Source organism: Roseivirga seohaensis subsp. aquiponti (assembly GCF_001267955.1).
Taxonomy (GTDB): domain Bacteria; phylum Bacteroidota; class Bacteroidia; order Cytophagales; family Cyclobacteriaceae; genus Roseivirga; species Roseivirga seohaensis.
Genome location: NZ_JSVA01000003.1, coordinates 155,962 through 168,047, shown reverse-complemented (window position 1 = coordinate 168,047; position 12,086 = coordinate 155,962). Strand labels below are relative to the sequence as shown.

10 protein-coding genes are annotated in these 12,086 nt (G+C 38.7%); 6 read left to right on the top strand and 4 right to left on the bottom strand.

Going from position 1 to position 12,086, the window contains the following annotated elements; all coding sequences use genetic code 11:
* Window positions 1-14: 14 nt before the first annotated feature.
* Window positions 15-605, top strand: coding sequence for an SCO family protein (locus OB69_RS02090; protein ID WP_053222041.1), 591 nt, complete (start codon window positions 15-17; stop codon window positions 603-605).
* A 30-nt stretch (window positions 606-635) separates the two neighbouring features.
* Here the strand turns inward: OB69_RS02090 and OB69_RS02085 are convergent, their stop codons facing one another.
* Window positions 636-1,688 (bottom strand): AI-2E family transporter, encoded by a 1,053-nt coding sequence (locus OB69_RS02085; protein ID WP_053222040.1) that lies wholly within the window; start codon window positions 1,686-1,688, stop codon window positions 636-638.
* Window positions 1,689-1,990: 302 nt separating this feature from the next.
* Between OB69_RS02085 and typA the strand changes: the two genes are divergently transcribed.
* From typA to OB69_RS02055, 5 genes are all read left to right on the top strand, one after another.
* Window positions 1,991-3,793, top strand: a complete 1,803-nt coding sequence (gene typA, locus OB69_RS02080; RefSeq protein WP_053222039.1) for a translational GTPase TypA — start codon at window positions 1,991-1,993, stop codon at window positions 3,791-3,793.
* 205 nt (window positions 3,794-3,998) lie between these two features.
* Window positions 3,999-5,093, top strand: a complete 1,095-nt coding sequence (locus tag OB69_RS02070; RefSeq protein ID WP_053222037.1) for a 6-phosphofructokinase — start codon at window positions 3,999-4,001, stop codon at window positions 5,091-5,093.
* Window positions 5,094-5,210: 117 nt separating this feature from the next.
* Window positions 5,211-6,488: a serine hydrolase domain-containing protein gene (locus OB69_RS02065; RefSeq protein WP_053222036.1), complete on the top strand. Its 1,278-nt coding sequence runs from the start codon at window positions 5,211-5,213 to the stop codon at window positions 6,486-6,488.
* 100 nt (window positions 6,489-6,588) lie between these two features.
* The gene (gene kefF / locus OB69_RS02060) at window positions 6,589-7,200 is read left to right on the top strand and encodes a glutathione-regulated potassium-efflux system oxidoreductase KefF (protein ID WP_053222035.1); all 612 of its coding nucleotides are present in this window, start codon (window positions 6,589-6,591) and stop codon (window positions 7,198-7,200) included.
* The gene (locus OB69_RS02055) at window positions 7,190-9,088 is read left to right on the top strand and encodes a monovalent cation:proton antiporter-2 (CPA2) family protein (RefSeq protein ID WP_053222034.1); all 1,899 of its coding nucleotides are present in this window, start codon (window positions 7,190-7,192) and stop codon (window positions 9,086-9,088) included. The genes kefF and OB69_RS02055 overlap by 11 nt, the downstream gene beginning before the upstream one ends.
* A 116-nt stretch (window positions 9,089-9,204) precedes the next feature.
* Here OB69_RS02055 and mdh read toward each other — a convergent pair whose 3' ends face one another.
* From mdh to tilS, 3 genes are all read right to left on the bottom strand, one after another.
* On the bottom strand, window positions 9,205-10,134 hold the full coding sequence (mdh, locus tag OB69_RS02050; RefSeq protein WP_053222033.1) for a malate dehydrogenase: 930 nt from the start codon (window positions 10,132-10,134) through the stop codon (window positions 9,205-9,207).
* Window positions 10,135-10,203: 69 nt separating this feature from the next.
* A complete protein-coding gene (locus tag OB69_RS02045; protein WP_053222032.1) occupies window positions 10,204-10,752 on the bottom strand; it encodes a Crp/Fnr family transcriptional regulator in 549 nt (182 codons plus the stop codon).
* 3 nt (window positions 10,753-10,755) lie between these two features.
* Window positions 10,756-12,072, bottom strand: coding sequence for a tRNA lysidine(34) synthetase TilS (gene tilS, locus OB69_RS02040; RefSeq protein WP_053222031.1), 1,317 nt, complete (start codon window positions 12,070-12,072; stop codon window positions 10,756-10,758).
* Window positions 12,073-12,086: the final 14 nt, after the last annotated feature.

The following is a 12,086-nucleotide window of genomic DNA, read 5'->3' as shown; positions in this document are numbered from 1 at the left end:
AACAAACCCTCAAGATGAAAAATCTCTCCGTATTTGTCATAATCATCACCCTCCTGTTCTCTTCATGCGGAAACAAGAAGAAACAAGAAGTAGCAGAAACTAATAAAGAGCTTTCTGAACTCTCTATCTACAACCTGCCTTCGGTTTGGACGTCTCAGAACAATAAAGAAACTGAACTAAAAGACTTAAGAGGAGACGTTTTGGTAATGGTAATGATTTATACTTCATGTCAGGTAGCCTGTCCACGCCTAGTAGCAGACATGAGGGATATAGAATCAAAACTACCTAATGAAAAAAAGCAAAACGTCAAATTCGTACTAGTCAGTATAGACCCAGAAACCGACACACCTGAAAGGCTGAAAGAGTTCGCTATTGAAAACGAAATGGATTCAGACCAATGGCTTTTCTTAAGAGGTTCAGAAAGTGACACTCGTGAGTTTGCTGCTGTATTGGCCGTGAACTATAAGAAAATTTCTCCAATGGATTTTTCTCACTCTAACATCATCAGTGTTTTCAACCAAGAAGGCGAATTAGTTCTCCAAAAAGAAGGACTAGGTGTTAATAATGGAGAAACCATTCAGGCAATTATAGACTTAGCAAAATAAGTTTTCGCACTAAACCCTACACCAATTAGTTTAATCCGTATTAGTGATTTTTTCACCCGACAACTCAGCCAGTGGCTTCAAAGGTTCTATTTCCTTAATAACAATACGCGCCATGGCTGCCAAAGGCAAGAACAAAATCATTCCGGCTAAACCCCAAATGTAATTCCCGATTACTAAGGCCATAAGCGAAGCCAATGGGTTTAACTTCATGCTTCCTCCAACAATTTTAGGTGTCAGGAAATTACCCTCTAAACTCTGAATAAGGATTATACAACCTATAAGACCTAAAGCGATATAGTGATTATCGTAAGTAATATAGGCGTAAATTACTGGTAGTGAGGCGCCAAGCGTAGTACCGATATAAGGAATGATAGCCAGAGTAGCCGCTACAAAAGCAAACACAAGTGAATATTTGAGCCCAAAGGCATAAAAAGCAATTGTATATAGAGTAGTTAGAATTACGATCAATAACCCAAGCCCCGACATATATTGCTGCCCTGTTTTGGTCAGCCTCAAAAGCAATTCGGTATGCTCTTTAGCATTGGCTTTATTCCCTAAATGGGTTACTATATCGGCTATACCTTTTCGGTACAATAAAATAAGAAATGTAAATACAAGAGCTAAAGTACCATTACTTACTACCCAACCGGTAGCCTTAAAAGTTCCTCCGATTAACGGCATGCCCAAATTACCCAGCATATTCTTCATACTTTCAGAAACTTCCTCCTTATCTACCGACATCATTCCATCTGGAACTTTATCATTGAAGAACTCAGCAATTTTGCCAGATGCATTCTCAATGTTCACATCAGAATCCATTGATTTAGCCACACCTACAATTTGTGAAACCATAAAGTAGCCAGCAAAAAAAATAATGATACTACCTGTAACCAAAGGGGTGAAAATAGACCAAAAGGAGTTGAACCCCTTTGATTCTAACCACTGTACGGGCTTTAGATAAAAAGACACGCCAATAAAGGCAAAAGCTAATGGAATAAACAAAAAGCCACCTTGCTTTAAAACTAGTACACCAAGTACAATGATAATAAGGGCATATGCTGTTTTTGAGAGAGAGAGTTTCATGAGTAATATATTTCTAAAATCTTGCCATGATCAAAAGCTGTAAAAAACACTCTAGAACCTACTTTTGTTAAAGTAACATAGCGTAATTTCTCCACACATGGGTATTTTTATCAACCTAAAACAAAGTTATTTGTATAACCTCTAACAACACCCAGTAACCTTTATTTCAACAAGATAGCCCTTTTTAGTTGCTCTGTGAACATATAATGATCAGTTCGGTTGCTTGCTAATATTCATTTAATAAAGAAATCACAATTATTAAATCGGAATCCTTACCTTTGCGCCTTCAATTTTAAGCTGTCATGCAAAGCATAAGAAACATCGCGATTATCGCACACGTTGACCACGGTAAAACAACCTTGGTAGATAAAATCATCCACGCTTCTCAGATTTTCAGAGAGAATCAAGAAACAGGTGACTTAATACTGGATAACAACGACTTAGAGCGTGAAAGAGGAATTACCATTCTTTCTAAAAACGTATCAGTTGTTTATAAAGGAGTTAAGATTAATATTATTGACACTCCTGGTCACGCAGATTTTGGCGGTGAGGTAGAGCGTGTTTTAAGAATGGCCGATGGTGTTCTTTTGCTTGTTGATGCTTTTGAAGGTGCAATGCCTCAAACACGATTTGTATTGGGTAAAGCACTTGAGCTTGGCCTTACACCAATCGTAGTAGTAAATAAAGTTGATAAAGAAAACTGTAGACCTGACGAGGTTCATGAGCAAGTTTTTGACTTAATGTTCAATCTTGACGCTACAGAAGAACAATTAGATTTCCATACCATTTATGGTTCTTCTAAACAAGGATGGATGAGTACCGATTGGCAAAAACCAACTGATAACATCTTCCCTCTTTTAGATAAAATATTGGAAGTAATTCCAGAAGCACCTTCTCCTGATGGCATTCCTCAGTTTCAAGTTACTTCTCTCGACTACTCTTCTTTTGTAGGTAGAATTGCAATTGGCAGAGTGTACCAAGGTAAATTGGAAGAAGGAAAAGCAATGGGCTTAACCAAAGCTGACGGCTCTGTTAAAAGAGTTAGAATTAAAGAATTACAGGTTTTTGAAGGCTTAGGCCGCGCTAAAGTAACCGAAGTAAAAGCAGGTGATCTTTGTGCTATTGTGGGCTTAGAAGGTTTTGAAATTGGTGATACCCTTACCGATTTTGATAATCCACAGCCATTAAAAAGGCTAAAAATTGATGAGCCAACAATGAACATGTTGTTTACCATCAACAACTCTCCTGGCTTTGGTAGTGAAGGTAAATTTGTAACCTCAAGACACTTAAGAGAAAGACTATACAAAGAAATCGAAAAGAACCTTGCTCTTAAAATTCAGGATACTGATTCTGAAGATAAGTTCTTGGTTTTTGGCCGTGGTATCCTTCACCTTTCTGTTTTGATCGAAACCATGCGTAGAGAAGGTTACGAGCTTATGGTAGGTCAGCCACAAGTTATTTACAAAGAAATTGATGGTAAGAAATGCGAACCAATCGAAACATTGGTCGTTGATGTGCCAGATAACGTTGCAGGTAAAGTAATTGAATTGGCTACCCAAAGAAAAGGTGAGCTTAAAATTATGGAGCCGAAAGGCGACCAACAACATTTAGAGTTCGAAATTCCTTCAAGAGGATTAATTGGTTTAAGAAACAACGTACTTACCGCCACTGCTGGTGAGGCCGTTATGAACCACAGGTTTAAAGAGTATCAGCCAATGAAAGGTGAAATTAAAGGCCGTGCAAATGGCTCTCTAATTTCAATGGAAAACGGACCAGGTACTGCCTACTCTATTGATAAACTTCAAGACAGAGGTGTATTCTTCGTTGCTCCTGGAGAAGAACTTTACACAGGTCAAGTTATTGGCGAACATAGCCGTGAAAATGACTTGGTGGTAAACATTCAAAAAGGAAAAAAACTGACCAACATGCGTGCGTCAGGCTCTGACGACAACTCTAAAATTGTTCCTCCGCGTAGATTCTCTTTAGAAGAAGCCATGGAATACATTCAAAAGGATGAATATTTAGAAATCACTCCTCAATCAATAAGAATGAGAAAAATATGGTTAGACGAGAGCACTCGTTTAAGGATGGCCAAAAAGGACTAATTCCTTTTTAACCACTAAAATTCAAAACTCCTGAAATCAAATTCAGGAGTTTTTTTGTTTATAACTTTAGCACTCAAATAAGCATAAGGAAACCCTCCAAAAGTTAAGCTTAAACAAACATCTAAATCGAGATGAATTTGCATAGCTTTATAATAACAACTTTTGGAGGGTTCTCTCATCTTGAAATGATTCATAAAGAAATAGCATGAAAAAGATACTAGTACTTACTGGAGGTGGCGACTGCCCTGGCCTAAATGCCGTAATCAGAGCTATTGTTAAAAGAGCCGATCATGAAGGCGATGTAGAAGTATATGGTAGTATCGAAGCTTACAGTGGTGTACTTCGTGCACCGCAAGAAATTATTAGGCTTACCAATAAAACCGTTGCGGGTATTCATGTAAAAGGCGGTACCATTCTGGGTACTACTACTAAATCAGACCCTTTCAACTTCACCATTACTAAAGAAAATGGAGAAGTTGAAACCATAGATCGTTCAGACGAAATGGTGCACATGATAAAAGAAATGGGTTTTAATTGTGTAATCAGTATTGGCGGAGACGGTTCTCAGCGTATCAGTAAAGCCTTGTTCGATAAAGGGATGCCCGTAGTGGGTGTTCCGAAAACCATAGACAACGACCTTTCTGCCACCGATTACACTTTCGGGTTTCAAACCGCAGTGCAAGAAGCGACAGACGCTGTAGACAAACTGGTTTCAACTGCAGAAAGTCATCACCGAGTAATTATTCTTGAAGTGATGGGACGCTCTGCAGGTTGGATTGCACTGCATTCAGCCATAGCTGGTGGAGCTGAAATCTGCCTAATTCCAGAAATTCCTTATGATATTGAAGCCGTAAAAGAAAGAATTGAATCGCGATACAATAACGGTAGAGGGTTTGTAAACATTGTAATAGCAGAAGGAGCAAAACCAAAAGACGGGAGTATTACGGCCAGAAAAAGCGATGAAGCAGGCTACCAAAACTTACGTTTGGGAGGTGTAGCTTATCAGCTTACCCAACAACTGAAAAATGTCGGCTGTAAGGCAGATATCCGTGAAATGGTGCTTGGCCATTTACAAAGAGGAGGCAGTCCAAATGCCTTCGACAGAGTTTTAGCAACCCAATATGGGGTAAAGGCTATGGAAATGGCTTTAGCGGGTGATTTCGGAAAAATGGTCACCTTTAAAAACAATGAGATCAGTTCAGTATCATTAGAAGCCGCTACCGAAGCCTACAATAATGTAGATCCACTCTCCTATTTGGTGCATGCTGCCAAAGGCATCGGTATTTCTTTTGGTGACTAGCAAACGTTACATTTTTTGAGTATTACTAGAGGTTGACAGCTTTACCTTTCTTATAAACTTATAAGTGGTAAAAATCTTTTGGTTCATTGTGCTTATCTTCTCATCAAAATCGACCTAATGAAAAAGCTAGCCTTACTCCTCTTACTCTGTGTTTCAATTTATTCATGCAATGAAAACACAGCACTTAAAACCAACTTAAAACCTGAAAGTGTTGGTGTTTCTGCTGATAAATTATCAGAAATAGATGATCTCATCATGCAAGCCATTGATGAAAAAAGACTTCCAGGGGGAACATTCTTATTGGCCAAAAATGGTCAAATAGTTTACAATAAAAGCTTTGGTTACAGAACTTCTAAAAAAGAAAAAGCTTACCAGAACGATGATATTTACCGAATTGCTTCCATGACCAAAGCCATTACTTCAGTTGGTATTATGCAGCTGTATGAACAAGGAAAAATTGACTTGGATGATCCCGTTTATAAATATATCCCATCATTTAAAGACCAAGTAGTACTTGATACGTTCGAGCCTTCCGACTCAAGTTTTACAACAGTACCTGTAGAAAAACCTGTGACCATCCGCAACCTCCTAACCCACACTTCGGGCATTGTCTACGGAAGTTTTAACCCTGGAAAGTTGATGGCGGTTTACGAGAAATATAATATGAACGTAGGTTTCTCTCACCCTACTTGGAGTACAGAAGAGTGGATTGACAAACTGGCCAAAGTACCCTTAGCTCATCAGCCAGGTGCAAAATTTTCTTATGGACTCAGCATGGATGTTTTGGGCAGAGTGATTGAAGTGGTTTCAAATCAGCCTTTAGACGAATACTTCAAGCAACACATTTTCGATAAGGCTGGAATGACAGACACCTATTTCTATTTACCCAAAGAAAAGTTCGATCGTTTAGTGCCCGTTTATACCAAAGCGCAAGGGCAACTCATTACTTTAGATGAAATGGGAATGGCTGCTCAAGCAAGTTATCCAATGGAAGGCCCCAGAAATATTTTCGCAGGAGGCGGTGGCCTTACTTCTACCGCTATGGATTACGCCAAATTCATTAATACGTTGGCATTAGGCGGTGGCAATATTTTAGGCGCAGAAGCCTTGAAAGAAATGTCGAGTGACCAAATGCCGAATGTAATTACAGACTATAAAGAGAATAACTCAGGCCAATCCTTCGGGTTGGGTTTCACTGTCTATTTAGATAGCGAAAACAAAAAAAGCCCCAAATCGGCTGGCACTTACGAATGGAGTGGGTACTTCAACACCAAGTTCTTTATTGACCCTAAAGAAGAAATGGTGTTCGTAGGTATGACTCAAATTGTACCTTTTAATGACAATGCCTTTTGGAACGATATGTACAAACTAATTTATGAAGCCATAGAAGAGTAAAAGAACTTCTGCTCAATCAACTGTATTCAAAATCTAAGTGAAGTACAACATTGAAGGAACTATTTATAGCGTCAAATTCTTTGTCACCTAAATCATAAGAATGAAAAACGTATTGGTCTTATTTGCTCATCCTAAATTCGAACATTCAAAAACGAATAAGGCTCTTGTGGATAAAATACAGCATCGTGAGGGTGTCACCTTTCATGATCTTTATGAGCGATACCCAGATTTCAATATTGATTTACCTAAGGAGAAAGAGCTTCTGAATACGCACGATGTGATTATATGGCACCACCCATTTTACTGGTACAATTGCCCTCCGCTTATGAAACAGTGGATAGATGTTGTGTTAGAATTTAATTGGGCTTATGGTCCGAAGGGAAATGCACTTCAAGATAAGAAATGCTTAAATGTAATTACCACGGGCGGTACTCGAGAAGTATATTGTTCGAGCGGAAACAACCATTATTCTGTGAATGAGTTTTTGAGACCTTTTGAACAAACCGCACGCCTGTGTGGCATGGAATACCTGCCTCCATTTACAGTGATGGGCACACATAATCTATCGAAAGAAGATCTAGAGATTCATGTTAATCAATACGATCAGCTCATTAGTGCACTGCAAGAAGACAAAGCATTTAAAATCACCAAGGATTGTGATTTTTTAAATGATACACCTTTACTCAAAAAAATAAAGACGAATGAGCGGTAGTATTCTCTTTAATGCAATTGTTCTTTTGGCGGGTGCGGTCATTTGTGTACCTATTGCTAAAAGACTTGGATTAAGTTCTGTACTTGGCTATCTGTTAGCAGGCATCCTTATTGGACCTTACGTTTTGGGCTTTATTGGCAACGAAGGTGAAGACATAATGCATTTTGCAGAATTTGGCGTTGTAATGATGCTCTTTTTGATTGGCCTAGAAATAGAGCCCAAAAATTTTTGGCAGATGCGCAAAACCATTGTAGGCATGGGTGGTGCTCAAGTTATATTGACGATGCTTCTCTCCTACTTTATCTTGATTTTACTTGGAGTAAACTGGCAAGTGGCACTTACCATCTCCATGGCCATAGCTTTGTCTTCTACCGCCATAGCGCTTCAAACACTAAAAGAAAAGGGCTTGATGGACACTACTTATGGTGCTTCCTCCTTTTCTATTTTGCTCTTTCAAGATATTATCGTCATCGTTATGTTGGCGGTTATTCCTCTACTCGCCAAAACTGACGACATTCCTCCTGCTACAACGTCAGTTACAACTGAAGCTCACGGATCATTACTCGACAGTTTACCCATTGGTTTGCAAGCACTTGCTGTTTTCTCTTCAGTTATTCTAGTGGTAATTCTGGGGCGTTATGTAATAGTGCCAATGCTCAGATTAGTAGCTAAAGCAAGAGTAAGAGAGCTACTTACAGCATCCTCTCTACTTATTGTTGTGAGTATTTCTTTCCTAATGGAATTAGTTGGACTAAGCCCAGCTTTAGGCGCCTTCTTAGCCGGTGTGGTCTTGGCTACCAGTGAGTTCAAACATGAATTGGAAAGCACTCTAGAGCCCTTTAAAGGATTATTACTAGGTTTATTTTTCATGGCAGTTGGTGCGTCCATTAACTTTGTAGTTTTAAGCACTTACCCACTTACTATTACAGGTCTGCTTCTTGGTACTATTCTCTTAAAAGCTATTGTCCTGTTTATTGTCGGCTCCATTTTTAATCTCAAACTTGACCAAAAATTATTACTCACTGTTGGCTTGGCGCAAGTTGGGGAATTCGCTTTTGTGCTGCTCTCCTTTGCCTTCGACTTAAATATTTTAAATACTGAACAGCTTGATATGATGCTGGTAGTTACCGCATTAAGTATGACCATAGCCCCTATTATAGGTATTATAAACGAGCGATTGATTTTACCTAAGGTAGGCACTAAGGAAGCAGAAAAAAGACCTATTGATCATATTGCCAAGACCCATAAAGTGATTCTGGTTGGTTTTGGACATTTCGGAAGCACTGTTGGCCGTTTTCTAAGGGCTTCAGGAGTTGAAGCTACTATTCTAGATCATGACTCAAACCGGGTAGATTTATTGAGAAAAATGGGGTTTGAGGTTTATTATGGCGATGCCACTCGAATAGATCTGCTTGAATCGGCTGGAATTACAGAAGCTAAGATTTTGATTTGCTCAATTGACAACCCCGATGTTGCTATTCCTTTTGCTAAAACGTTAATTAAAAAATACCCGCATTTGAAACTGATGTTTAGAGCGAAGAATCGTTACGATGCTTATGAACTTTTGGAGCTTGGAATTCAAAATGTATATCGTGAATCGCTTGATACTTCCGTGAAAATGGCTGCTGATGTATTGACTAATATGGGGCATAGGAAATATACCGTACATCGTCAATCTCAAAAATTTATTCAGTACGATGAGGAAATGCTTAGAAAACTAACTGAAAAGCCTAAGGACACAAAGGAGTATATTTTCAAAGTACGTGAAGAAATTAAAAAACAAGAGGAACAATTAGAAGAAGATTTAAAGCGCGGTATTATTGATGATAGCCGCCAGTGGAATAGCGAAGAAATGCGCCTGGCAGCCAAGAAAAACGGAGAGGCCTAGATTAAGAGAAACATTACTTTGGATTCAGCGCTATTTCAGGACGGGACATATATACCCATAAAAAAATCCCGACTCTTGTGAATCGGGATTTTTGTTTTATCAGAAATCGGTATGGGTTACGCTAAGTTATCCAATACGTTCATTACTTCTTTTACGTGACCTTCTGAAACTTTCAATAGCTCCATCTCTTCAGCGTTCAAATCAAGCTCGATTACTTTTTCGATACCATTTTTACCCAAAATTACTGGCACACCTAAATAGCAATCTTTAATTCCATATTCACCTTCTAGCTTAACGCAAACCGGGAATACTCTTCTTTGATCTCTTGCAATCGCCTCAACCATTTGAGCAGCTGCCGAACCTGGCGCATACCAAGCTGAAGTACCCATTAGCTTTACCAATTCGCCACCACCAGTTTTAGTTCTTTCAATGATTGCGTCTAGCTCTTCCTTACCGATCAACTCAGTTACAGGAATACCACCAACAGTAGTGTAGCGCGGAAGTGGCACCATGGTATCACCATGACCACCCATCAATACTGCTTGGATGTCTTTTGGCGATACGTTTAAGGCCTCAGCTAAAAACGCTCTGTATCTTGCGGTATCTAAAATACCAGCCATACCCATTACTCTAGTTCTTGGAAATTTAGAAGTAATGTGTGCTTGGTAAGTCATTACGTCCAAAGGATTTGAAACGATAATAATGATTGCGTTTGGAGAATGTTTTACAACATTTTCAGTTACACTTTTAACAATACCAGCGTTGGTTTGAATTAAATCATCTCTGGTCATACCCGGTTTTCTTGGTAAACCCGAAGTGATAACTACAACATCAGAATCTGCTGTTTTAGCATAATCGTTGGTAGAACCAACTGTTCTTGTGTCGTAAAGATTGATAGGAGCTTTCTGCCAAATATCTAGTGCTTTTCCTTCTGCAACACCTTCTTTAATGTCTAAAAGCACTACTTCGTTGGCAATTTCTCTATAGGCCAAAACGTCTGCGCAGGTTGCGCCTACATTTCCGGCACCGACTACTGTAACTTTCATAGGGTATACTGGATTTGATTTAAATTAATTAGATGAACAAAGATAACAAGCGAAACGTCTAAATAAAACTTAGAGGCTACGGTTTCTTTCTGAATTGTGATGATCGGAATAGGCCTGTTTTAATTCGAAAAATCCGAAGGACTCTTTGTAGGCCTTAAATAAGCTTTCTGTATAGTGATTGTAACGTTCCATCAAGCACTCTAATATTGAAGCTTTAATTTCTGGATAGGATTCAAAAATATCCATAATATTACCTTGAGGTAGAACAAAAATCTCTGCATCCTCGCTCACCACAATAGCACTGTAAAGTCTATGATTATCTAAAACAAAGGCATTATCGCCAAAACACTCCTTTTTCCCAGCTTGGTCTAACTCTTCAAAAGAACCATTACGCTCTAAACTCAAAGAAACTACACCGTGGTTTACAATATATACTGCCTGACTCGGGTCTTTAGCGAAGAAAACCGCCTCGTTCTTTCTGTATTTTCTGGTGTATAAATAAGGCACAAAAACAAAAAGCTGATCATCCGTAAGTTTTCTAAAAGGCCCTACTCCTTTCAAAAAGTTGATTTGTTCCTTTTCGGACTGGCTGTATGTTTTCTTAAATGGATTATACATTATCTAATTTGGGCTAATGCTTAAAACTTCTTTTGTGTGTTCGGTGATTTTATATCGGTTGTCAATTCTGTAACCAATCACCCAAACAATATTTCCTTCAGAAGTTAATACTCTTATCTGGTCTTTTAAGTTTAGAGGAATTTTCTGGTCAATCATAAAGTCACTCAACTTTTTTTTGCCTTTCATACCTAAAGGAAAAAAGTGGTCACCCTCTTTCCAAGTCCTCACCTCTAAAGGAAAAATCAGTTTACTAAAGTCTAAAAAAGCTTTTGCTGAATTTCTATCCAACTTAATATTACCATTCAATCGTTCCACTTTATAAGTTTGACCTGAAAGGCTAAACTGCCCCTGCCTTTCTTCAATTAAGAAAGACTCCAATTTATTGGGTTGATGAAGGGTAATAAAAACATACGCTCTATCCACGGTAAACTGATGCGATTTGGTGGTGAAAATCTTTCCAGAAATTCCTTCTAAAGCCAATAAAAGCTCTTTGCTTTGCTCGTAATTTAATCCAAAAGGTTTTAACAATTCAGAAAGCTGAAAAGCACCAATACCACTCTGTATAATTTGGTCTTTGGAAAATCGGTAACCACCCTCTGCTTTTTCGATATAAGGTTTTAAGGCATTAATCTTCTCTTGAAAAACCTTCTCAACTTCTAGGTTCTTTTCGAGCGTGTTTTCAAAAGTAGAATAGAAACCTTTGTTGAGTTGAGTGAACAAAGGAATTACCTGATGACGCAAATAATTACGCTTGTAATTATCCGAAGCATTCGAACTATCTTCTCGCCATTGAATACTTTCTTGCTTCGCGAAGTTTTCGATTTCGTCTCTTTCAAAGCCTAAAAGCGGACGAACTATATTTCCTGATTTCGGTAGCATTCCCCTCAAACCAGATATAGATGTACCTCTGGCCAAGTTCAGTAATATCGTTTCTAAATTATCTTGAGCGTGATGTGCCACCGCCAATTGATCCAAATTCTGTTCCTCCAAAAGTTCATTGAACCAAGCGTACCGTAAATCACGAGCTGCCATTTGGGTAGAAATACCATGCGCTGAAGCATGCGATTTTGTGTCAAAGTGTTTTTCAAAATAGGGTACTTTAAGCCTAGAACAGGTTTCTTTCACAAATTGAGCATCTGCATCAGACTCTTCTCCCCTCAAATTAAAATTGCAATGCGCAACCGAAATATTAAAACCAGCCTGATGACAAAGGTTTAAAAGCACCATGGAATCCACGCCCCCACTCACCGCCAACAGCCACTTTTCTCCCTCCGAATTGAGGGCATGCTTTTTGATAAAACTCAAAAACCTATTCAACATGAATCAAAATTAGC